Source organism: Clostridium sp. (assembly GCF_036781005.1).
In the GTDB taxonomy this organism is placed as follows: Bacteria; Bacillota; Clostridia; order Clostridiales; family Clostridiaceae; genus Clostridium_B.
Genome location: NZ_DAIQBT010000013.1, coordinates 51,531 through 74,697, shown reverse-complemented (window position 1 = coordinate 74,697; position 23,167 = coordinate 51,531). Strand labels below are relative to the sequence as shown.

The 23,167-nt window shown below is 32.8% G+C and carries 17 protein-coding genes and 1 other annotated feature (1 of these 18 running past the window's edge); of the genes, 12 read left to right on the top strand and 5 right to left on the bottom strand.

Annotated features, from left to right (window positions below; genetic code table 11):
- Nucleotides 1-120 (top strand) — a binding site (T-box leader); it begins 158 nt to the left of the window's first position.
- 243 nt (nucleotides 121-363) lie between these two features.
- Nucleotides 364-1,605: a threonine ammonia-lyase gene (ilvA, locus tag V7Q02_RS07400; RefSeq protein ID WP_333860364.1), complete on the top strand. Its 1,242-nt coding sequence runs from the start codon at nucleotides 364-366 to the stop codon at nucleotides 1,603-1,605.
- A 181-nt stretch (nucleotides 1,606-1,786) separates the two neighbouring features.
- Nucleotides 1,787-2,638 (top strand): Mrp/NBP35 family ATP-binding protein, encoded by an 852-nt coding sequence (locus V7Q02_RS07395; RefSeq protein WP_333860363.1) that lies wholly within the window; start codon nucleotides 1,787-1,789, stop codon nucleotides 2,636-2,638.
- A 237-nt stretch (nucleotides 2,639-2,875) separates the two neighbouring features.
- Here V7Q02_RS07395 and V7Q02_RS07390 read toward each other — a convergent pair whose 3' ends face one another.
- Nucleotides 2,876-5,056, bottom strand: a complete 2,181-nt coding sequence (locus V7Q02_RS07390) for a methyl-accepting chemotaxis protein (protein ID WP_333860362.1) — start codon at nucleotides 5,054-5,056, stop codon at nucleotides 2,876-2,878.
- A gap of 837 nt (nucleotides 5,057-5,893) precedes the next feature.
- Between V7Q02_RS07390 and V7Q02_RS07385 the strand changes: the two genes are divergently transcribed.
- Together V7Q02_RS07385 and V7Q02_RS07380 are read left to right on the top strand one after the other, a co-directional pair.
- Complete coding sequence (locus V7Q02_RS07385) at nucleotides 5,894-7,123, top strand: ammonium transporter (protein ID WP_333860361.1); 1,230 nt, start codon at nucleotides 5,894-5,896, stop codon at nucleotides 7,121-7,123.
- Nucleotides 7,124-7,221: 98 nt separating this feature from the next.
- On the top strand, nucleotides 7,222-7,587 hold the full coding sequence (locus V7Q02_RS07380) for a P-II family nitrogen regulator (RefSeq protein ID WP_333860360.1): 366 nt from the start codon (nucleotides 7,222-7,224) through the stop codon (nucleotides 7,585-7,587).
- 56 nt (nucleotides 7,588-7,643) lie between these two features.
- Here the strand turns inward: V7Q02_RS07380 and V7Q02_RS07375 are convergent, their stop codons facing one another.
- Together V7Q02_RS07375 and V7Q02_RS07370 are read right to left on the bottom strand one after the other, a co-directional pair.
- Nucleotides 7,644-10,118, bottom strand: a complete 2,475-nt coding sequence (locus V7Q02_RS07375) for a DsrE/DsrF/DrsH-like family protein (RefSeq protein WP_333860359.1) — start codon at nucleotides 10,116-10,118, stop codon at nucleotides 7,644-7,646.
- 40 nt (nucleotides 10,119-10,158) lie between these two features.
- Nucleotides 10,159-10,437 carry an ArsR/SmtB family transcription factor gene (locus tag V7Q02_RS07370; RefSeq protein ID WP_333860358.1) on the bottom strand — a complete coding sequence of 93 codons (279 nt, stop codon included), beginning with the start codon at nucleotides 10,435-10,437 and terminating at the stop codon, nucleotides 10,159-10,161.
- A 193-nt stretch (nucleotides 10,438-10,630) separates the two neighbouring features.
- On the opposite strand from V7Q02_RS07370, the gene V7Q02_RS07365 reads away from it, so the two are divergent.
- Nucleotides 10,631-11,758 (top strand): THUMP domain-containing class I SAM-dependent RNA methyltransferase, encoded by a 1,128-nt coding sequence (locus V7Q02_RS07365; protein ID WP_333860357.1) that lies wholly within the window; start codon nucleotides 10,631-10,633, stop codon nucleotides 11,756-11,758.
- A gap of 24 nt (nucleotides 11,759-11,782) precedes the next feature.
- Here the strand turns inward: V7Q02_RS07365 and V7Q02_RS07360 are convergent, their stop codons facing one another.
- Nucleotides 11,783-13,228 (bottom strand): DEAD/DEAH box helicase, encoded by a 1,446-nt coding sequence (locus V7Q02_RS07360; RefSeq protein WP_333860356.1) that lies wholly within the window; start codon nucleotides 13,226-13,228, stop codon nucleotides 11,783-11,785.
- A 157-nt stretch (nucleotides 13,229-13,385) separates the two neighbouring features.
- Here V7Q02_RS07360 and V7Q02_RS07355 point away from each other — a divergent pair, with 157 nt between their 5' ends.
- On the top strand, nucleotides 13,386-14,348 hold the full coding sequence (locus V7Q02_RS07355) for a hydroxyacid dehydrogenase (protein ID WP_333860355.1): 963 nt from the start codon (nucleotides 13,386-13,388) through the stop codon (nucleotides 14,346-14,348).
- Between the two features lie 53 nt (nucleotides 14,349-14,401).
- Here V7Q02_RS07355 and V7Q02_RS07350 read toward each other — a convergent pair whose 3' ends face one another.
- On the bottom strand, nucleotides 14,402-15,262 hold the full coding sequence (locus V7Q02_RS07350) for an AraC family transcriptional regulator (RefSeq protein WP_333860354.1): 861 nt from the start codon (nucleotides 15,260-15,262) through the stop codon (nucleotides 14,402-14,404).
- A gap of 135 nt (nucleotides 15,263-15,397) precedes the next feature.
- Here V7Q02_RS07350 and V7Q02_RS07345 point away from each other — a divergent pair, with 135 nt between their 5' ends.
- The 6 genes from V7Q02_RS07345 to V7Q02_RS07320 all read left to right on the top strand — a co-directional run bounded on the left by V7Q02_RS07345 (nucleotide 15,398) and on the right by V7Q02_RS07320 (nucleotide 23,151).
- Complete coding sequence (locus V7Q02_RS07345) at nucleotides 15,398-16,651, top strand: dicarboxylate/amino acid:cation symporter (RefSeq protein WP_333860353.1); 1,254 nt, start codon at nucleotides 15,398-15,400, stop codon at nucleotides 16,649-16,651.
- Nucleotides 16,652-17,073: 422 nt separating this feature from the next.
- On the top strand, nucleotides 17,074-18,264 hold the full coding sequence (locus tag V7Q02_RS07340; protein WP_333860375.1) for an aminotransferase-like domain-containing protein: 1,191 nt from the start codon (nucleotides 17,074-17,076) through the stop codon (nucleotides 18,262-18,264).
- 269 nt (nucleotides 18,265-18,533) lie between these two features.
- Nucleotides 18,534-20,210, top strand: coding sequence for a formate--tetrahydrofolate ligase (locus V7Q02_RS07335; protein ID WP_333860352.1), 1,677 nt, complete (start codon nucleotides 18,534-18,536; stop codon nucleotides 20,208-20,210).
- A gap of 20 nt (nucleotides 20,211-20,230) precedes the next feature.
- Nucleotides 20,231-20,863 (top strand): cyclodeaminase/cyclohydrolase family protein, encoded by a 633-nt coding sequence (locus V7Q02_RS07330; protein ID WP_333860351.1) that lies wholly within the window; start codon nucleotides 20,231-20,233, stop codon nucleotides 20,861-20,863.
- A 57-nt stretch (nucleotides 20,864-20,920) separates the two neighbouring features.
- Nucleotides 20,921-21,775 (top strand): bifunctional 5,10-methylenetetrahydrofolate dehydrogenase/5,10-methenyltetrahydrofolate cyclohydrolase, encoded by an 855-nt coding sequence (locus V7Q02_RS07325; protein WP_333860350.1) that lies wholly within the window; start codon nucleotides 20,921-20,923, stop codon nucleotides 21,773-21,775.
- Nucleotides 21,776-21,891: 116 nt separating this feature from the next.
- Nucleotides 21,892-23,151 carry an NAD(P)/FAD-dependent oxidoreductase gene (locus tag V7Q02_RS07320; RefSeq protein WP_333860349.1) on the top strand — a complete coding sequence of 420 codons (1,260 nt, stop codon included), beginning with the start codon at nucleotides 21,892-21,894 and terminating at the stop codon, nucleotides 23,149-23,151.
- The last annotated feature ends 16 nt before the right edge of the window (nucleotides 23,152-23,167 follow it).

Sequence of the window (23,167 nt, the reverse complement as noted above, 5' to 3'; positions counted from 1 at the left end):
TGGTTAGGGTTATGTGGATAGCTTTATTTTTGTTTGAAACTGACCTGAAAAATGAGTGGCAGTTAGGTATCTAATTGCAAATAAGGTGGTATCACGGAATGACAATCTTTCGTCCTTATAAGCATATGTAAAGTGTTTATAAGTATGAAAGATTTTTTTTATTTATCCCAACGCTATCATTGCTAATACTCCCATCTTGTTCAAAGTGGGAGATAAGCAATGCTGCACGTCTGAATAAGTTCTTCTAAGTCTCAGATGGAGATAAGTAGTTCTCTATAGCAAACTCCACCTGAACCCAAGAATCACTTGATTATGGGCATAATTTTTTAAGTGTAGATAATTTTAGAGAGGAGACTTGATGTCATGAAGGAAATGTTAACTTTAGAGACAACAAAAGAAGCACATTTAACTTTAGAAGATGTATTAGAGGCCAGAAAAAGAATAAAAGATATATGCATAAATACAGAATTAATATACAGCTCGGAATATAGTATGGAAAGTGGAAATCAGGTATATATAAAGCCGGAAAATCTGCAGATAACCGGAGCATTTAAATTAAGAGGGGCTTTAAATAAAATTTCAAAATTAAGTGAGGATAATAAGAAAAAGGGATTGATTGCTTCTTCTGCGGGAAATCATGCCCAGGGAGTTGCCTATGCTGCAAATAAACTTGGAATCAAAGCTACAATTGTTATGCCTGAAACTACACCGCTGATTAAGATACAGGCTACAAAAAATTATGGAGCTGAAGTGGTACTTAAGGGAAAAGTCTACGATGAGGCTTATGAAGAAGCTAAGAGACTTGAAAAGGAAAAAGGATATACATTTATACATCCTTTTGATGATTTAGATGTAATGGCAGGGCAGGGAACAATAGCTCTTGAAATTATAGAAAAATTGAAAGATGTAGATGCTATAGTGGTGCCAATAGGTGGGGGAGGTCTTATAAGTGGCATATCGGTAGCTGCAAAGTTTATTAATCCTAATATAAAAATAATAGGAGTTCAAGCAGATGGAGCTAATCCTATGAAGTATTCCTTTGATAGGGGAAAGTTAACCAGTGCAGAGAATATTGATACTATTGCAGATGGAGCGGCAGTAAAAAATCCAGGGAAATTAACTTTTCAGGTGATAAAAAAATATGTGGATGAAATTGTTACGGTGAGCGATCAACAGCTTATGGAGGATGTATATATTCTTTTAGAAAAGCATAAACTTGTGGCAGAAGCCACGGGAGCTATGTCCCTGGCTGCATTAGGCAAGCTGAAGTTTAAAAATAAGAAAGTTGTATGCTTGATAAGCGGCGGAAATATAGATGTGGTTACAATGTCAGCTCTTTTAAATCATGGACTTGTTTCGAGAGGAAGGATATTCTGTTTTTCAGTTAAGCTTAAGGATACTCCGGGGCAGCTTTTACAGATATCGAAAATTCTAGCGGAAAAATCTGCAAATATAATAAAATTGGATCATAATCAATTTAAAGCTATCGACAGGTTAAAACATGTGGCTTTAGAAGTAACAGTTGAAACAAATGGTCACGACCACATAGAAGAGATAATTAAATCCTTGAATGAGCATGGATATAATATTGACAAGGTATATTAGTTGATTTGAAGGCTGGCAAATTAATCCCCCCACTTATTCGCAGTAGGCTTGGGGGGGAATATTATTATTTTTTCTGGAAATTATATTTAGGTTCTATAATATGATATATATTTGACAATAATAATAAATAGGAGTAATATAAAAATGGCAAATGCCAATATAGGTGCAAGGAGATGATTTTATGTCAGATTGTAATTCATGTCCATCAAATGATGGATGCAGTAAAGATAAGGAAAATTGTAATGTTGATGTCGATTTTAATCCTTATAATAAGGTAAAGAGAATTATTGGTATTATGAGTGGTAAGGGAGGTGTTGGAAAATCATCAATTTCTGTACTTGTAGCTAGACAATTAAAGAAAATGGGATATAGTGTAGGAATTTTAGATGCAGATATAACAGGACCAAGTGTTCCAAATTTGATGGGTTTAAAAGGCAAAAGAGCAGAAACTACGGAAGAATTTATAATACCTGTAGATACAAAGGATGCTATAAAGGCTATATCATTAAATCTGCTTTTAGAAGATGAGAGCCAGCCGGTTATATGGAGAGGACCGATAATAGGTGGTGCAGTTAAGCAATTGTGGACAGATGTAATATGGGGAGAGCTTGACTATTTAATAATTGATATGCCTCCAGGAACAGCAGATGTTGCCCTTACTGTGATGCAATCCATGCCTATAGACGGTATAGTTATGATATCTGTGCCACAGGATTTAGTATCTATGATAGTTTCAAAAGCTGTAAACATGGTAAAAACCATGAAGATCAACATACTTGGGGTTATTGAAAATATGAGTTATATAACCTGTCCAGATTGTGGAAAACAGATAAAGCTTTTTAATGGAGAAAGCACAGATAAATTTTTGAAGGATATGGACTTAAAACTTTTGGGAGAACTTCCTATGTTAAGTGGCATAAGCAGTTTGTCGGAACAGGGAGATGAAAGCATAAGTGAAGATCTGGAAAAGATCTTTAAGCCTATTGTTGAAAATATAATCGATAGTCTGAAGGATATACCTTTAAATGAATAACTTATGAAAATATATCTAAAAATAAAGTATTGCAGGGTTAGATGTATATGATTACATAATGACTTCAGGAAAGTTACAGTTTTTATTTTTTTAAATATGATTTATGAGCGGGACAGGCTACTGATCCTGCTTTTTAGTTACAGAAAGTTAGAAGTTTTTTTATTATATTTTGTGTTATAGGATAAGATAAGGTAGTTGGATATAGTATGGCTACCTTATCTTGTGCATTAAGAGTGATTATATTTTGGTGTTAAAATCCCCCACCATTTCCTGAAGAACTGTAGAAGAGTATTCCAAATTATCTGTTACTTCTTTTAATCTTATAGTCTTATTTAAAATATCTTCCAATAAACTTAAGGATTCTTCACTGATGCTTGCTCCTTTTGTAGTTCTCTTGTTTATTTTTTCTGCGGAAGCATTTATATTTACCACCATATTATTTATATCAGTACTTTCTTTATTGGTTATTTTTAGGATGGTTTCCATTTTATCTGTTATATCTGTTATGTTAGTCACAATATACTTAAAGGAATTTATACTGTTTTTTACGCTTTCAGAAGAATTCTTCACTTTGGAGTTTATATTATTAATGTCTTGAAAAGTGTTGTTGGTTTCATTTTGAATATTGGAAACTATTAATCCTATGGAGTCAGTAGCTTCCTCTGTTTCAATAGCTAATTTTGATATTTCCTCTGCCACCACTCCAAATCCCTTGCCTGCTTCTCCTGCCCGGGCAGCTTCTATAGTTGCATTTAACGCCAAAAGTTGAGTTTGTTGGCTTATACTACTTATACTTGTGACTACCTTAGTTATGGAATCAGAATGATTCTGGAGAATATGGATTCTATCTAAAGTTGTTTTCATAGTTTTTTCCAGTTCATTTATTGAATTCAATACATCATTTGAAAAATCACTTGCTTTATTGGCATGCTGGCTGGTATTTACTATTTTATTTGCCGCCTGATGAATAAGGGAAGTCATTTCCTGTATTGATGCTGACAGATTGTTGAAGTGTTCTTTAGTATTTTGAAATACATTATTTTGATTTTTTGATATATCTACCAGACCATCTACAGTTTTAGCCACAGCTTTCATACTTTCTTTTATATTATTGGTTAAATTTGAAACTATTTTTATGGAATTTTTTGAGGTCTTTGAGGAAATATCAACTCTTTTTATCATAGTCATTTGGTTATTGATAAATTTGTTGAACCACCTTGAAAGTTCACCTAGCTCATCATAGGAAAGCTTGTCTACACGTTTAGTTAAATCGCCTTCTCCTTCAGCTAGCTGATAGAGTATATCTACAGTTTTATCTAGTGGTGTTACAACTAGTTTTTGTGAAGATATACAGCTTATTATAGTTATTAAAAGCCAGGTTATAATTGAACTTATAAGTCCTATAGTTGTATTTGTATTATATGCTAGGATATTTATTAATAAGGCAATAGCGGCACTGACTGATATTATAATAGGTAGTTTTAAATTTAAGCTTTTAAAATTGTAAATTTCAGCTATATCACCTTCACACATCATTCCCCATAGTTCATCACTATAAGGGGGAATTATTAAGGTACCTTTGCCTCCCACCATTATATGCCTATAATCAGGGTATCCAGGCCAGCAGTCTAAATTTTCTTTGTTTTTAATGGTATTTTTCACTCCAGGGTGTAAATCACCTGTTTCAGGATCTGTAAATCGTATTTCAAATTCTGTATGTTTTTTTATTCTTACAGTTCCCCATTTTAAAGTCCTGACTCCATCTTTTAAATTGTCACCCATAGTAAAAGTGTCATCTTCAAATCTACTTCTGGATATGGCAGTTCCAGGAAGTATGTCTCTATTTGTTTTTATCATGAATAAATAGTTATCTCCAGAATCCTTATATACATGGGTATCTTCATCTTGGATTACATTGCTCATGTCGTCGTTTAAAACTCTCCCAATAAGTATTTTTCTGTCTCCGCAGCAGTCCATGTAGGGCATGGAAAACAATAAAGTTATTTCATCTGCAAATTTTTTATCATGTAAATCAATATCCAAAGTGTTTTTATCTTCATAAGGGCCATACATGAACTTTTCTTTTTTTAATCCTTTTTCATAATTAGGTAAATGATTCATATTAAGTCCTATATGTTTACTACAGGTGGATTCAACAACTGTTCCAGTATTATTTAGTATGAAAAATTCACAGAAATCCTTGTATCGGTTTAATTCTACATTTAAGTCTTCCAGTAGTTTTTTATCATTTTCTTCAAAACATCTTATAATGTTACAGGTGTTTTCAAGTTGCATCCATTTATCCTTGAACCAGTTTTCCAAAGCTTTTTTTCTGCCTTTTGAGATTCCTTCAAATACCTTTTCAGATTGTTCTTTTATTCTTTTGTTTAAAAAATACATAATTTTTAATCTTATCATGGATCTACTAACCCCTTTCTCAATAAGTTGTTGTTTAAATATTTAAAGTAAGATTTTTATTATATTTATTGGTAATTTTATGGTGAAAATTATAATGTTTTAATATGCTTTATTACGTTATATTACAATAAGGTCCTGAAGTTATTAATATTCTACATAATTTATAAAAATCCTTTAAATAATTTAAAAAAATATACTGAAATAAGATAAATACCTTATTTATTTTAACGATATATAAATTTATACAATTTTTTTTTGTTAAATTTAAAATTATATTAAATTTAACAAAAATATACCAATGAATAATAATATAAATCACAGAAAATTAATATATTGATATATAGGTCTGTAAAATGGTGAATATATTATTGCATTATAAAAAAACTCACAATAATATTTCTAATCATGTTATTTTAAATAAAGTGCTTATTCTTATGTTGAAAAGTGTTATATATTACCATGAAAATGATTTTATTATAGTGATTTTGAATAAATTACAGCTTAAATTATTATTAAGTTATTAGTTTCCTTATTAAATATGAATACAAAAGATTCAAAAATGTAAAAATATATTTTTATTTCATCACTTAAAGCAATATATGCTGCTTCTGATCTACTCCCTTAAAGTTCTATATATGAATTAAAATTTGCATTTATTAATATATATTTGTTTTAAATAATAAATCAATAAAATTTTGATATTTCTATTGATAAATTGTATAAAAGTTAGTATTATATTAGTATTATATAAAAAATAAGTTTTTTAAAAGGCAACAGAAAATATATTTAAAAAACTTATAAATTTTTTTATTAATTTATTTTTAAGGAGGTATTTTTATGAGTGGAGTGAATGCAGCAGATACTGTATTTGTCATTATTAGTGCAGCTTTGGTAATGATAATGACTCCGGGACTAGCTTTATTTTATGGAGGAATGGTTAGAGGAAAGAATACATTAAATACTACTCTTCATAGTTATTCAGCTCTAGCAGTAATATCTATACAGTGGATACTTATAGGTTATACACTGTGCTTTGGAAACAATATAGGCGGATTTATAGGTGGTTTTAATTTTGCAGGTTTAAAGGGAGTGGGATTTGCACCTAATGCAGATTATGCGGCTACGATTCCACACCAAGTGTTTATGATGTTTCAGCTTATGTTTGCAATAATAACTCCTGCACTTATATCTGGCTCTATTGCAGAGAGAATGAAATTTATGCATTGGCTTGCATTTCTCTTGCTTTGGACAACTTTTGTTTACGATCCTATTGCACATTGGGTATGGGGAACAGGTGGCTGGCTTAAGAATCTTGGAGCTTTGGATTTTGCAGGTGGTAATGTAGTTCATATAAGTTCAGGTGTATCGGGACTTGTGGCGGCATTGATGCTGGGAAAAAGAAAGAGTGTAGGCAAACCTAGCAATCTCCCTTTAACTTGTCTTGGAGCTGCACTTCTCTGGTTTGGATGGTATGGATTTAATGCGGGAAGTGGTCTTGGTGTCAATAGTGTAGCAGTAAATGCTTTTGTTACCACAAACACATCTGCAGCAGCTTCAGCTGTGAGTTGGGCTTTTTGTGAATATATGTATAGAAAAAAAGTAACTTCTCTTGGAGTTGCCAGCGGATTAGTTGCAGGTCTTGTAGCCATAACTCCAGGTGCTGGTTTTGTAAGTCCTTTGGCTTCATTGATTATTGGATTAATAGGTGGAGCTATATGTTATACATCAATTACTTTTCTTAAATCTAAATTGGGATATGATGATGCCCTGGATGCTTTTGGATGTCATGGTGTAGGAGGAATATGGGGAGGAATTGCTACTGGAATATTTGCATGGACAGCAATGAATTCAGCAGGGGCAAATGGATTGATACATGGAAATCCAAAATTGGTTGGAATTCAGCTTATAGCTATTTTAGCCACAATTGTGTATGCAGCGGTAGTTACATTTATTATAATTAAAGTAATTAATGCAGTAAGCAGTATTAGGGCAACTGCAAAAGATGAACAGACAGGTCTTGATGTTACCGAACATGGCGAAGAGGCTTATGGGGGAATGGGAGTTTAGAGAGATTACTTGTATATTTATTAATTAATAGAATAATATAGATTTATACAGAGTGTTTTTACGTCATTGAAATATGTGTTTAATAGGGAGGTAAAATAATGAGTGATAAGCTTACTAAGGTGGATATTATTACTTCTAAAGGTAGATTTGAGGAATTAAAAAAAGCACTGGATCATATAGGTATTACAGGCATGACTGTTACCAATGTTTCAGGATGTGGCATGCAAAAAGGTCATAAAGAATATTATCGAGGATTGGCTATGGATATTAATCTTATACCTAAGGTGAAGGTAGAGGTAGTTGTTTGTGAAGTACCAGTAGAGCTTGTGGTTGAAACTGCTAAAAAAGTGCTTCATACCGGAGAAATGGGAGATGGAAAGATATTTGTATATGATGTGGAAAATGTTATAAGAATAAGTACTGGTGATGAAGGCAAAGCGGCTCTGCAGTATAAAAAATCTTAGATCACAAAAAATCAAGTATTGAATTGAAAATTCAATACTTGATTTTTTATATATTTTTAAATAAATAGATTTACATTTGAATCTTCTGCTTCTCCCAGATAGTAGCCTACTCCACCTAACTTAACTCCTTGAATGAGTTCTTCTTTTTTAAGTCCCATAACATCCATGGACATTTGACAGGCTACTATTTCAATGCCGCTGTCAATTGCGGATTTAATAAGTTCTTCAAGGGAGCTTATATTTTTATCTTTCATAACTTTTCTCATCATTTTTGTACCCATTCCTAGCATGTTCATGTTGGACAATTTCAATTTTTTGCTTCCACGAGGCATCATTTTCCCAAACATAGAATCCATGAATTCTTTTTTTACAGGTACTTTTTCAGGTTTTCTCAGTATATTTAATCCCCAGAAGGTAAAAAACATTGTGACTTTTTTACCCATGGAAGCAGCTCCATTGGCAATTATGAAAGAAGCCAGTGCTTTATCCAAGTCACCACTGAATACCACAATAGTTTTATTGTCATTATGTGGTGTTTTGAAGCTTTCGTTATTTTTTGAATTTAGTTTATCGGTTTTTTTTATAAAGGCCGTTACATTACAATTATTCTTACTCAAACTAACAAGGTCATTATCAGTTCTCTTACACCATGCTTTAATATCTTCATAAAAACCTGGGTCAGAGGCAGTTACTTTAAGAATTTCACCTTGTTTTAAATTATCAATAGAGGATTTTGTCTGCATAAGAGGCCCCGGACAAGAAAGACCGCAAGCATTTACACTTTTAGTATAGGCAGGTTCCTCTGAATCAAATTTTAAACTTATAGTCTGATTATTGGAATGTGATTTTTTCTCTGAGGAAGATTTGGTATTGTCAAATTTTTTAGGTTTAAAATTTAATGATTTATAGCTTTTATAGCCTCCTGTTAGAATTTTGACTTTGTATCCACGTTGAGAGAGTATTCTGGCTGCAGTGTAGCTTCTCAGACCCACCTGACAATAGGCTATAATCTCTTTATTTTTATCCAGTTCTTCCAGTCTGTTTCTTAGTTCATCTAAAGGAATATTTAAAGCACCATCTATATGCTGATTGTCAAATTCTATTTTTGCATGTACATCTAAAATAATGATATTTTCTCTGTTATAATTTAAAAATTCTTCTGGGGTTATAACTTCAACCTTTCCAGATAAAACATTTTCTGCCACAAAACCTGCCATATTTACAGGATCTTTTGCAGATGAAAATGGAGGAGCATAACCTAGTTCCAGTCTAGTCAAATCTTCTACTGTACCTCCAAGGCGAATAACTGTTGCAATAACGTCAATTCTTTTATCAACACCATCGTAACCTATACCTTGTGCACCTAAAATTTTACCTTCCTGATTAAAGATGAGTTTTAAAGATAATGGAAGTGCATCAGGGTAATAGGATGCATGGGATGTTGGATGAACATATATAACTTTATATGGAATATTAAATTTCTTCAGAATTCTTTCATTATTTCCTGTACTTGCACCAGTTAAACTAAATACTTTAAGTATTGCAGTTCCTTGAGTCCCATCATAGGTGGAATTTAATCCACATATATTATCTGCTGCTATTCTTCCCTGTTTATTAGCGGGTCCCGCCAGTGCAATTGCAGTGTTATTGCCATTTACAAAGTCTACTACTTCTATGGCATCTCCTACAGCATAAATATTTTTAATATTTGTCTGCATTTTATCATTCACTAATATGTGCCCTTTAATTCCTAAGTTTATACCGCTGTCTTTTATAAAATTGGTATTAGGTGCTACACCGATGGCAAGTATAACTAAGTTTGTGGTAACCTTTGTGTTGCTGCTAAGGGTTATTTCTACATTTTCCCCATCCTCTTTGAAGGATTTAACTCCATCATTTAAAATGATATTTACTCCATTGTCCTCCATTTCTTTTTCAAGGGCGGTTACCATATCTGAATCAAAAGGCGCTAAAATGTGGGGCGCAGCTTCAATTAAAGTTACATCAAGACCTCTTTCTTTTAAATTTTCTGCCATTTCAATTCCGATAAAACCTCCGCCTATAATAGCTGCACTTTGAATATTTTTCTTATCTACTAAAGATTTTATGGTATCTGTATCTGGTATATTTCTCAAGGTTAAAATTTTTTTACTGTTTATGCCTTCAATATTTGGTCTGATAGCTTTTCCACCAGGGGACAGTACCAGGTAATCATAACTTTCCTCATAGGTTCCGAGGTCTTTGCTTTTTACCTTTACTGTATTTTTGTTTATATCTATACCTATAACTTCACTATTGATTCTGGTATCTATATTAAATTTACCTTTCATACCTTCTGGGGTTTGAACTAGCAGTCTTTCTCTGTCTTTAATAGTATTTCCTATGTAGTATGGAAGACCGCAATTTGCAAAAGATATATATTCATCCATTTCAAACATGATTATTTCTGCATTTTCATCTAGTCTCCTGAGCCTTGTGGCTGTGGAAGCTCCTCCTGCTACTCCGCCTACAATTAATATTTTTTTTCTCATGAAAATTCCTCCTTCTGTAGTATTAGTGTTTAATTATAAATTATTTAAACAAGGCATTAACTAAGTCAACAACTAGTTCGTTGCAGACTTTATAATTAATTTCTACTCCATTTCTCATACCTTTTATAATTCCAGCAGCTTTTAATTTCTGAAGATGCTGGGATAATGTAGATTGAGGTATATTCAGGCACTGCTGCATATGAGTTACATTGCAGCTTCCTGTTTCAAGCAATCCTTTGATGACACATAATCTAACAGGGTGAGCCATAACTTTAAGGATTTCTGACACTTCCGTATATTTCATATAATTACTATCCATAAGGTACCTCTTTTCTATGGAATTTATTAATCGTTATATTTATATATTACAATATAATGATGGAATAGTCAATAACTTAATTTAAAAATAATTTGTTGGATGCTCTAAAAAATGTTAATATATTTATGCTATATTTTATAGTTCGATTGTATTATAAGTATTAATTAAAGCTGAATAATTTAAGGAGAAAAATATGGAATATACATTGATTGCCACCTCCACTTTTGGATTGGAAGCTGTGGTGGCTGGAGAGCTTAAGGAACTTGGATATGATAATTTGAAGCTTGAAAATGGCAAGGTTACTTTTTGTGGAGATGAAATGGATATAGTTACTTGTAATTTATGGCTTAGGACTGCAGATAGAGTACTTATAAAAATGGCGGAATTTAAAGCAGAAAGTTTTGAGGAACTTTTTCAAGGTACACTTTCTGTGGATTGGGGAAATATCATGCCTGAGGATGCATTTATGCATGTGACGGGTAAATCTATAAAATCTAAATTGCATAGTGTGCCAGATTGCCAATCCATAGTTAAAAAAGCTGTGGTTGAAGCTATGAAAAAGAAATATAACAGGGAAAGATTTCATGAAACTGGAGTGGAATATAAAATAGAAGTGGGTATACTTAAAGATAGGGTAACTTTGACGTTAGATACTTCAGGGGAAGCTCTTCATAAAAGAGGATATAGAGAAAATTCAGGGGGAGCACCTATCAAAGAAACACTGGCTGCGGCTATGGTCCTTTTAAGCAAATGGAAGCCTTCACAAATACTTGCAGATCCCATGTGTGGTTCCGGTACCATTGCCATTGAAGCTGCATTAATAGGTAAAAATGTGGCTCCGGGATTAAATAGAAGTTTTGTTTCAGAAAAGTGGGGTATAATTCCACATAACTTATGGCAAGATTTAAGAAAACATGCCCAAAATTCCATTAATAGTAATAGTTTTAGAATTCTTGCTTCAGACATAGATGGAAGGGTAGTTAAAACTGCTAGGGTCAATGCAAAAAAAGCAGGGGTGGAGGAGTATATAGCTTTTCAAAAAATGCCTTTGCAAAAGTTTAGTTCTAGTAAGAAGTATGGTTTTATAATAAGTAATCCTCCCTATGGAGAAAGACTGGGAGAAAAAAAAGAAGTGGAAAATCTATATAGGGATATGGGAGAGGTATTTTCAACACTTGAAAAGTGGTCCTATTTTATAATAACAGCTCATACTGAATTTGAAAAATACTTTGGAAAAAAATCTCATAAAAATAGAAAGCTTTATAATGGAAGATTAAAATGCTATTATTATCAGTATTTTGGAGAGAAGGATAAAAGTTAAAAATCAGGGGGTATACCTGATTTTTTACTTTTGTGCTTTTTCAACTCGTACTGTTTTACCTTTTATAGTTCTATGTTGAAGGCCTTCAAGAACTATAGAGGCTTTGCCAAAAAGTATATCTACATAGGAAAAGTTGTCTTTTATATCTATTATTCCTATATCTTCAGGGTTTATCCCGGGGATACTTGAAATGGTACCTGCTATATCTCCAGGGCGTATTTTTTTCTTTTTACCTGCACTTATATATATTTTTGTAATATCCCTATTTAATTTTGATGATTTATCCTCTTTAAGGTTAGGAGCAGATTTGAGTTTTTCATAAAATAGTTTTTTCCCCGTTTCAATTTCTTTTAAGGAAGGAATTTTTCCTTCGTTAATAGTAATATGAAAATGTTCTTCTATTTTTTTAAGATAGGGATATTCTTTAGGAGTAACAAAAGTTATAGCAGTGCCATTATTTGTGAAGCGCCCTGTACGGCCTATTCTGTGAATGTAGTTTTCTCTTTCTACAGGTATATCATAATTTATTATGTGTGTTATATTTTCCACATCAATTCCTCTGGCAGCTATATCTGTACATACAAGAAAGGTAAATTTTCCTCTTTTAAAACTTTGTATTTTATCAATTCTTTCGCTTTGAAGCATTCCTCCATGAAGAGCCTCGCAGGAATAATTTTTAGCTTTCATTTGCAAAACCAAATCATCTACGTTATTTTTAGTCCTGCAAAATATCATGGAGCTTTCAGGTCTTTTGGTATATATTATTTTATTTAATAGAGAAAATTTACAAGGGGCCTCTACCTTGTAATATATTTGCTTTATTCTGTCTTTTACAGAGTTTTTACACTGAACCTCTATATTGATTGGATTTCTCATATACACCGTACATAATTTTAGTATTTGTCCAGGGATGGTTGCAGAAAATAAAAGAGTAGTTCTATTTTTAGGGAGTTTGTTTATAACAGTCTCCACCTGTTCCATAAATCCCCTGCTTAACATTTCATCTGCTTCATCTATAACCAGATACTTTATTTTTTCAAGGATTAAAGTATTTCTTTCTATATGATCCAATATTCTTCCTGGAGTTCCAGTTACTACATGAACTCTCTGTTTTAGTCTTTCTATTTGAAGGCTTATAGGTTCTTTGCCAAAGAGAGCAGTACAATTTATTTTTTTTAATCTTCCAATGTATGAAAAATCCTCTTTAATCTGAAGAGCTAGTTCTCTTGTGGGGGTAAGTACCAATGCTTGGGGATTTTTTTCTTCTATTTCTGTTTTTTCACAGATTGGTATTGCATAAGCTGCGGTTTTTCCACTGCCTGTTTGTGATTTTACTACAATGTCCTTATCTTTTAAAACCAGGGGTATAACCTTTTCTTGAACTTTAGAGGGAGAGTTATAACCCAGTTTATTTAGTGACTCTAATATAGTATTGCTTAACTGAAAATCTTTAAAATTTAATTTATCCATAGTTTTACCTCATATAGTTTAATAACAATATAATACTATTATGTATCCCTAAAGTATAGTAAAAGTTATTTTTACATTAAGATAGTTTGCGAAAAGGTAGAATTGCAAATTGATTTGATATAAAATAGAAATCAAATATTGTATAAGAAGGTTTGATATGAGTTATAAAATTTTAATTACAGAAGATATAGAAGAAGAAGGAATAAAATACCTAAAAAAATTTGGGTATGAGATAAAAATGCCTAAAGATACCTCCGAGGATGTTCTCATAGAAGAAGTTAAAGACTGTGATGCCATACTTGTGAGAATGGCAAATATCACAGAAAAAGTAATAAGAGCAGGTAAAAAGTTAAAAGTCATTTCAAGATTTGGTGTAGGAGTAAATAATGTAGATATTAAAACAGCAGCAGAACTTTCTATACAAATTACCAATGCTCCAGAGTCAAATAAAAATACGGTGGCGGAATATACCATGGGTCTTATTATAGCCCTTGCTAAAAAGTTTTTTCTATATGACAGAGAACTTAGAAAGGGAAATTTCGACATAAGGGATATTTTAGGAATTGATCTTGAAGGAAAAGTACTTGGAATTGTGGGACTTGGAAGTATAGGAAAGCTTCTGGCTTTAAAGGCTTCAAATGGTTTTGGCATGAGGGTTATAGGTTTTAAGCGCCATATTGATGAAGAGTCCCAATCCTTGGACTATGTTGAACTTACAGATAGCTTAGATTATTTACTTAAAAATTGTGATTTTGTAAGTTTAACTGTTCCTCTTACTAAAGCTACAAGGAGAATTATAGGAAAAAGAGAGTTGTCTCTTATGAAAGAGGACGCATTTCTTATAAATACAGCTCGTGGAGAGGTGGTAGATAATGATGCCCTTTGTAATGCTCTTTTGAATAAGCAAATTGCAGGGGCGGCAGTAGATGTATTTGATGGAGAGATACCTTCAGAAGATAATCCTATTTTTAAAATGGAAAATGTAATTGTAACCCCTCATAGTGCGGCCCATACCATAGAAGCCATGAAAAGAATGTCTGTTCATGCAGCTATTGGCATACATGAGGTTCTAAGCGGGAATAAGCCTTCTTGGCCTGTAAATATCAAAAATAATCTATAATAGGCAAAGGGAATGTAATTAGATTTTTGTAAATTAAATTCAGTTATATTCCCTTATGACTTATAAGGTTTATAATATTTTTTTGGAGAAACTCCAAACATTTTTTTAAAAGCTCTTATAAAATTGGAATAATCGCCAAATCCAGATTGCATACAGGCATCTGTTATACTTTTACCTCTTTTTATTAATAAATTTGACATGATCAGTCTTTTTTGAAGTATGTATGAATGTATTGTATAACCTGTTTGTTTTTTAAATTTGTGCATTAGATAATATTTACTTACATAAAATTTAGAGGAAAGAAGATCTATAGATAAATTTTCATCTAAATGTTCATTTATATAATTTAAAATATTATTTATGGATTCGTCATATTTGATATCTTGCAGTTCTTTAATATTTTTTTGTTTTAAAAACAGTCTATTAATGTATACTAAAAATTGTAAAAGTAAGCCGATTCTTAGTGTTTCATATCCTAGATCCTTATTCTTGAAAGTATCTTCAAGAGCAAAAAGAATTTTTTTTATTATTTCAATCCAGTTATTTTTCAGTCTTAAAAGATTAAATCCTTGTTTTGAAGCTAATTCAAAACAGCTCATGAGATTACAATGGTTATTGTATTTTGCTAGAAAGTCTAGATTTATCCACATAATTATTCGTTCATAAGCTTTATTGGGAGTTATTACGGCCTTATGTATATCATTGTTATTTATAAGGAGTATATCCCAAGGTTTTAACTTATAGGATTTACCTTCTATTAAGTAAGTTACATCTCCATCTTTGAATATTACTATTTTATTAAAATTATGATAGTGAAATTCAAAAGATATATCTTTTTTATCTTTTAAATAAAATATCTGAAAGTCAGTTTTTAAATACCCTCTTTTTATACTTAAACTTTTATTTTCTTCCATATAGCATTTACCTCAATAAAATATAGTTATATGGTAGAGCATTTTTTGCCATGTTTCAAGCACTTTTAGCAATAAAAGTAGTGAAAAATTAAAATATAATAATTATTAGATAATATAATTAGGAGGAAATTTACAATGAAAAAACTTCTTGGAGGATATAAATTTTCTATAGTGTTGCTTGCTTCAATAATCCTGGGTGCAATTTTAGGTGTTTTTTTAGGACATAGAGCATCCGTATTAAAACCTTTTGGGGAATTGTTTTTGAATTTAATGTTCATGGTAATAATACCATTGGTATTTTTCAGCGTTACTTCAGCTATAGCTAATATGAAAGGGATGAAGAGATTTGGCAAAGTTATAGGAAGCACTATTATAGTGTTTTTATGTACAGCACTGGTAGCTTCTGTCATAGGGGTAATAGGGACTTTCATAGTTGGGCCTGCAAAAGGTATAGATTATATGGCATTAAAACAGATGGTATCTGAAAGCAGTAATTCAATGCAGCAAATTAAGCATGTGGGAGTTTTACAGCAGATTGTAAATACAATTACAGTTCCAGAATTTGCATCTTTGTTTTTTAAAAGTAATATGCTTCAATTAATCTTATTTTCGGCACTGCTTGGTATTTCAACGGCATCACTTGGAGAAAAGGGGGAACCTATTACTAGGTTTTTTACAGCAGCAGCACATGTAATGATGCAGATGGTAAAGATAATAATGTATTATGCGCCTATAGGACTTGGATGTTATTTTGCTTCAGTAATAGGGGCACTTGGACCTCAAATATTGCAGGGGTACTTGAGAATATTTATACTCTATATAATTATATCCATTATTTATTATTTTGGATTTTTTACTTTATATGCCTTTTTATCAGGAGGGAAAACTGCAATCCAAATATTTTGGAAAAATGCCGTGGTTCCCACTATTACGGCCCTTGCCACCTGTTCTAGTGCTGCTAGCATTCCTGTTAACCTGGAGTTTGCAAAAAAGATGAGGGTTCCAAAGGATGTAGCAGAAACTGTAATTCCACTTGGAGCAAATATTCATAAGGACGGTTCTGTAATTGGGGGAGTTATGAAAATCACTTTTTTATTTGGATTATTTAATAAGAATATGACTAATATATCATCCATAGTTTCCATAATTTTTATATCTTTTCTGGTAGGAGCTGTAATGGCCGCCATCCCTAGTGGGGGCATGATTGGCGAAATGCTCATACTTAGTATATATGGCTTTTCTCAAGGATTACTTCCTATAATTATGGTTATAAGTGTCATCATAGATGCACCAGCTACTGTTTTGAATTCCACGGGAAACACAGTATGCAGTATGATGATATCACGGCTTGTAGAGGGGAAAGAATGGATTTTTAATAGAGCAAGCTAAAATAATATTATTATCTTTATTTTTTACATTGACAAGTTAATGGTAAAGTGATATTCTACCTAAATAAGAACTATTATCTGTCGGTAATAAAAATATCATTAATAATTAAATATAGTAAATTGTTGACAAGGAGATAAAACTATATATGCTACTTAAAGAGAATTGGCGGTGCTGGAAAGCTGATAGGATGCAGTATAGAAAAGTAGCCTTTGAGAGTGTGGGTCAAAAGTACTTTGTGGAGTTCTGAGTAATTCACAACATTGGGATTATGTTATAAATCCAGAATGTGTTTGCATTTTTTAATGAGTGGGTGTTTTACATCAATTAAGGTGGTACCGCAGGAAGATGAATTTAAATCCTGTCCTTTGTATTTATACAGGGGGCAGGATTTTTTATATATTATTTTAAAAGGAGAGATAAATATGGATTTTAAATATGCTCGTAGAATGGAGGGCTTAAATGCCTCTGAAATTAGAGAACTTTTAAAGATTACTCAACAACCGGAAGTTATATCCTTCGCAGGAGGGCTTCCAGCACCGGAACTTTTTCCAATTGATGAGATAAAAGAAGCAAACAGACTCGTACTTGAAGAGGATGGAAAAAACGCACTTCAATATTCAACTACAGAAGGATATGATCCTTTAAGAAAATGGGCTGCAGATAGAATGAATAAAATGTTGGGCACTTCCTTTGATTATGAAAATATATTGATTACACATGGTTCACAGCAGGCATTGGATCTTTCAGGAAAAGTCTTTTTAGATGAAGGAGATGTTGTACTATGTGAAAGTCCTACATACCTTGCGGCAATTAGCGCTTTTAAGGCATATGGATGTGGGTTTGTCGAAGTACCTACGGATGAAGATGGTATGGTTATAAGTGAACTTGAAAGAATACTTAAAACTACTGAAAGAGTTAAACTAATATACGTTATTCCTAATTTTCAAAATCCTACAGGGAGAACCTGGAGTATTGAAAAACGTAAGGAATTATCTGAACTTGCTACAAAGTACAATGTAATTGTTATTGAGGATAACCCTTATGGAGAGCTTCGTTATGAAGGGGAACAATTACCATCTGCAAAATCATTTGATAAAAGTGGAAATGTATTATGTCTTGGCACTTTTTCAAAAATATTTTGTCCAGGCTATAGAATTGGATGGATTGCAGGAGATAAGGAGATTATAAAAAAGTATGTATTGGTAAAACAGTCTACTGACCTTCAATGTAACACTATTGCCCAAAGGGATATTGCAAAGTATCTTGAATTATATGATATTGATAAGCATATAGAGGAAATTCTTAAGGTTTATAAGAAAAGACGTGACCTAGCTATAAATACAATAGAAGCAGAATTTCCAAAAGAAGTTACATTTACAAGACCTCATGGTGGATTGTTTATGTGGGTTGAACTTCCAGAAGAAATAAATGCAAGAGATGTACTTAAAAAGTGTCTTGAAAAGAATGTTGCATTTGTTCCGGGGGGTTCCTTCTTTCCAAATGGTGGAAAAGAAAATAATTTCAGAATCAACTATTCAAGTATGTCAGAGGATAAGATTGTTCAAGGAATAAAGTGTATAGGTGAAGTTTTAAAGGAATTTATTAATGGGTAACTTGTTAGGTTAGTTCTTCAATTGTAGGAGTGCTGATATACCTGGACTTTAATTTCTTTGCAAGCTATTTGTTAATATGTTAATATATAAAATATATTTTTGCTGAAGAATATTTTTATCCAAACGCTACCATTGCTAATACTCCCATCTTCTTCAAAGTGGGAGATAAGCACTGTTACACGCCTGGATAAGTTCTTCTTATAATATCGTTAAGATTTTAACATTTGAAAATAAGTTAAATGATCAAAATAGAGACGGAGGTACTTTAAATGGGTTTTAAATCAGATATACAAATAGCACAGGAGTGCAGTATGGAAAATATAAAAGATATTGCAGGGAAATTAAATATTTCTGAAGATGATATTGAATTATATGGAAAGTATAAAGCTAAAATTGACTACAATCTTTTAAAAACCACTAAAGGCAAAAATGGGAAACTTATATTATGTACAGCCATAAATCCAACACCCGCGGGAGAGGGTAAGACTACTACATCAATTGGGGTGGCAGATGCCCTGTCAAGGCTTGGTAAATCTGTAGTTGTTGCATTAAGAGAGCCTTCCATGGGACCTGTATTTGGAATAAAGGGAGGAGCTGCTGGTGGGGGATATGCCCAGGTAGTACCTATGGAAGATATAAATTTACATTTTACAGGGGACATACATGCCATGACTGCTGCTAATAATTTACTGGCAGCTCTCATAGACAATCATATATATCAGGGAAATAAACTAAACATAGATTCTAGAAGAATTGCATGGAAAAGATGTATGGATATGAATGATAGGCAGCTTAGATTTGTAGTGGACGGATTAGGAGGAAAGGTAAATGGAATACCACGGGAAGATGGTTTTGATATAACTGTTGCCTCAGAAATAATGGCTATATTTTGTCTGTCAACAGACATAAATGATTTAAAAGAGAGGATTTCAAAGATAATTGTGGGATATGATAGAGAGGGAAATCCTGTAACTGCCCATGACCTAAAAGCTGAAGGAGCCATGGCAGCACTGCTTAAAGATGCGTTGAAGCCTAATTTGGTTCAGACGCTGGAGGGAACGCCGGCTTTTGTACATGGAGGACCCTTTGCCAACATAGCTCATGGATGTAATTCTATAATGGCGACTAGAATGGCAATGCATTTTGGAGATTATGTAGTTACAGAGGCAGGCTTTGGTGCGGATCTGGGTGCAGAAAAATTTCTGGATATCAAATGCAGAATGGCAGGATTGAAGCCGGATGCGGTAATAATAGTTGCTACGGTAAGGGCGCTTAAATATAATGGGGGAATGGCAAAGACAGAATTAAATAATGAAAACTTGGCAGCGCTTGAAAAAGGTATTCCTAATTTGTTAAAACACGTAGAAAATATAACTAAGGTATTTAAGTTGCCTGCAGTGGTGGCACTAAATGTATTTCCTACAGATACAGAAGCTGAACTTAAACTGGTAGAAGAAAAGTGCAGAGAATTTGGAGTGAATGTAAGGTTATCGGAAGTTTGGGCAAAAGGTGGAGAAGGTGGAATAGAATTGGCAAAAGAAGTTTTAAGGCTTATAGATGAAGGAAAAAATGATTTTAATTTTGCCTATGATGAAAAATTGCCAATCAGAGATAAAATAAGAGCTATAGCCCAAAAGATATATGGTGCAGATGATGTTACTTTTACCAATCAGGCAGAAAAGGAAATAGATGAACTTGAAAAATTAGGTTTTGGAAAAACACCAGTTTGTATAGCTAAAACGCAATATTCCCTTACAGATGATCAAAATAAACTTGGAAGACCAGAGGGATTTACAATTACAGTAAGACAGGTAAGTGTTTCTGCAGGGGCAGGTTTTGTAGTGGCTTTAACTGGTTCAATAATGAAAATGCCGGGGCTTCCTAGGGTTCCAGCTGCGGAAAAAATAGATGTGGATGAAAATGGAATAATAAGTGGGCTGTTTTAAATAGCTGGAGAGGAAATATTATGAATTTAAAAGGTAAAAGTTGTGTGGATTTTGTGGAAGTATTAGGTTCAAAGGATGCAGTTCCGGGAGGAGGAAGCGTTTCTGCACTTGCAGGGTCTTTAGGGGCTGCCCTGGGAAGTATGGTATGCAATCTTACTTTAGGAAAGAAGAAATATGCAGAATATGAGGAAAAATTAGAATTTATATTACAAAAGACTTATAAACTGCAGAGGGAACTTTTAAACATGGTGGATGAAGATGCAAAATGTTTTCTTCCTCTTTCCCAAGCTTATGGAATGCCAAAAAATACAAAAGAGGAAAAGGCCATAAAAGAAAAGGTTTTACAAAAATGTTTGAAAGATGCCTGCGGGGTACCTGTAAATATTATTAAAAAAGCGTATGATACCATTAAGCTTCATGAAATTTTGGTAGACGGTTGTTCCGAACTTGTAATAAGCGATATAGGGGTAGGAGTTCAATGTTTAAGGGCAGCAATAGTTGGCGCTAAGCTTAATGTAATAATAAATTTATCTTCTATAAATGATAAAGAGTATGTTTATAGGGTAAAATCTGAAATAGAACCCTTAGTTAGAGAAGGTATTGAAATAGCAGATAGGGTATATGGAAAAGTAGTTGAGATACTTTCTGTGTAGCAATATATCTAAATGCAATAGCGGTAATATATTTTGAGTATAAAGGAGAACGTAAGTATGGGTCTAGTAATTAAAGGCAAGCCTGTGGCAGATGCCATAAGTGAAGCTTTAATTAAAGAAGTGGATGATTTAAAAATACAGGGTATTATTCCTAAACTGGTTATAGTAAGAGTTGGAGCCAAAGCAAGTGACCTTGCTTATGAGAGGGGAATATTGAAAAGGTGTTATGCAGTTGGAGTAGAAACTTGTGTAAAAGAATTTCCAGAGTATATATCACAAAGAGAATTTATAAGGGAATTAAGAGGATTAAATGAAGATAGAAGTGTAAATGCCATAATGGTATTCAGACCTTTGCCTGAGCATTTGGATGAAAATATCATAAAGTATGTAATTACACCTGAAAAAGATATAGATTGCTTTAATCCTATAAATCTGGCTAAGGTTATGGCAGGGGAAGGCACTGGTTTTGCACCTTGTACGCCAAGTGCAGTGATGGAAATACTCAGATTCTATAATATTCCTGTAGAGGGTAAGATGTCTGTGGTAGTTGGAAGAAGTATGGTAGTTGGGAAGCCAATGTCTATGATGCTTTTGAATAAAAATTCTACAGTTACAATTTGTCATTCAAAAACCTCTCACCTAGATAAAATTTGTTTCCAGGCGGATATATTGATTATATGCATTGGAAAGGCTGAATTCATAGATTCAAAATATATTAAGGAGGGAGCTGTAGTTATAGATGTAGGGATAAATGTGGATGAATATGGGAATTTTTGTGGGGATGTGAACATAAAAAGTTGTCAATGGAAAGATATAATAGTGACACCTGTTCCGGGAGGAGTGGGGGCAGTTACCTCATCCATATTGGCACAACATGTTGTAAGAGCATGTAAAGGGCAAAATAATTTGTAATAATTAATTATATATGATAAGGAGAGTCGTATTTTAAGATATAATAATCTTAAATGGACTCTTTTTTTATGATATCCATCCTTGGGATAAATTTAGGATGACTGGAGGTTTTGTGTTTGGGAAAGTATGATCTTGTGATAATAGGAGGGGGACCGGCAGGATTGGCCGCAGCCACGGCTGCTAAAGAAGAAGGTGTAGATAATATTTTGATACTTGAAAGGGAAAATCAGCTTGGGGGAAAATTGAATCAATGTATACACAGTGGCTTTGGATTTACTACATTAGGTGAGGAACTGACAGGACCGGAGTATGTAGGAAAGTTCATAGAAAAAGTGGAAAATTTAAATATATCATATAAATTAAATACTATGGTACTTAATTTAACCAGAAATAAAATAATAACTGCTGTCAATGAGGAAGAAGGTATTAGCGAAATAAAGGCAAGAGCCATAATTTTATCTATGGGATGTAAAGAAAGTCCTTGGGGTATTATGAATATATCCAGCAGTAAATGTGCAGGTGTACTTACAGCGGGATTGGCTCAAAGATTTATAAACATAGAAGGCCACATGCCGGGAAAGGAAGTTGTAATACTTGGCTCTGGGAATATAGCTCTTATAGTTGCACGAAGAATAATTTTAGAAGGTGGAAAGGTGAAGGCAGTTGTGGAGCCGTTAAATTACTGCAGTGGACTTAAAAAGAATATAGTGCAGTGCCTTTATGATTTTAAGATTCCTTTAAAGTTGAATCATACTATAGTGGATATAAAAGGAAAAAACAGAGTGGAAGGGGTAACTATTTCTCAGATAGATAGACATAAAAAAATTGTTAAAGATAGTGAGGAGCATATATTCTGTGATACGGTAGTTTTATCTGCAGGACTATTTCCTGAAAATGAACTATTGAGAAAGGCAGGAGTGAAAGTATCCAATATAACTGGAGGACCTTTGGTGGATGAAAGTCTGGCTACAATTGTAGATGGGATATTTACCTGTGGAAATGTACTCTATATTCACGATATAGTTGATAATATTGTTTTGGAAAGTATAAATGCAGGTAAAAATGCAGCAGCTTATATAAAAGGTAAAAAATTTAATGGTAGTAAAATAAAAATTTTGCCTCTTCAAGGTATTAAGTATACTATTCCTCAATATATAAATGTGGAAAATGTAGCTGAGAGCATAAATATTATGGTTGCTGTAACAAATGTATTTAGAGACAAATTCATATCCCTGTATTTTGATGGTGTGAGGAAGATGCATATTAAAAAGAAAATACTTACTCCTTCAGAATTGGAACAGGTTAAGTTTACTAAAGAATTATTAGAAAATCATTCTGGATGCAGACAAATAAGTATAAGCATACAAAAGGATTGATGTAACTTTTATATTA

Excerpts from the sequence above, each read along its gene's own strand:
- ilvA (WP_333860364.1), top strand. The coding sequence starts at position 364 with ATGAAGGAAATGTTAACTTTAGAGACAACAAAAGAAGCACATTTAACT.
- V7Q02_RS07395 (WP_333860363.1), top strand. The coding sequence starts at position 1,787 with ATGTCAGATTGTAATTCATGTCCATCAAATGATGGATGCAGTAAAGAT.
- V7Q02_RS07390 (WP_333860362.1), bottom strand. The coding sequence starts at position 5,056 with ATGATAAGATTAAAAATTATGTATTTTTTAAACAAAAGAATAAAAGAA.
- V7Q02_RS07385 (WP_333860361.1), top strand. The coding sequence starts at position 5,894 with ATGAGTGGAGTGAATGCAGCAGATACTGTATTTGTCATTATTAGTGCA.
- V7Q02_RS07380 (WP_333860360.1), top strand. The coding sequence starts at position 7,222 with ATGAGTGATAAGCTTACTAAGGTGGATATTATTACTTCTAAAGGTAGA.
- V7Q02_RS07375 (WP_333860359.1), bottom strand. The coding sequence starts at position 10,118 with ATGAGAAAAAAAATATTAATTGTAGGCGGAGTAGCAGGAGGAGCTTCC.
- V7Q02_RS07370 (WP_333860358.1), bottom strand. The coding sequence starts at position 10,437 with ATGGATAGTAATTATATGAAATATACGGAAGTGTCAGAAATCCTTAAA.
- V7Q02_RS07365 (WP_333860357.1), top strand. The coding sequence starts at position 10,631 with ATGGAATATACATTGATTGCCACCTCCACTTTTGGATTGGAAGCTGTG.
- V7Q02_RS07360 (WP_333860356.1), bottom strand. The coding sequence starts at position 13,228 with ATGGATAAATTAAATTTTAAAGATTTTCAGTTAAGCAATACTATATTA.
- V7Q02_RS07355 (WP_333860355.1), top strand. The coding sequence starts at position 13,386 with ATGAGTTATAAAATTTTAATTACAGAAGATATAGAAGAAGAAGGAATA.
- V7Q02_RS07350 (WP_333860354.1), bottom strand. The coding sequence starts at position 15,262 with ATGGAAGAAAATAAAAGTTTAAGTATAAAAAGAGGGTATTTAAAAACT.
- V7Q02_RS07345 (WP_333860353.1), top strand. The coding sequence starts at position 15,398 with ATGAAAAAACTTCTTGGAGGATATAAATTTTCTATAGTGTTGCTTGCT.
- V7Q02_RS07340 (WP_333860375.1), top strand. The coding sequence starts at position 17,074 with ATGGATTTTAAATATGCTCGTAGAATGGAGGGCTTAAATGCCTCTGAA.
- V7Q02_RS07335 (WP_333860352.1), top strand. The coding sequence starts at position 18,534 with ATGGGTTTTAAATCAGATATACAAATAGCACAGGAGTGCAGTATGGAA.
- V7Q02_RS07330 (WP_333860351.1), top strand. The coding sequence starts at position 20,231 with ATGAATTTAAAAGGTAAAAGTTGTGTGGATTTTGTGGAAGTATTAGGT.
- V7Q02_RS07325 (WP_333860350.1), top strand. The coding sequence starts at position 20,921 with ATGGGTCTAGTAATTAAAGGCAAGCCTGTGGCAGATGCCATAAGTGAA.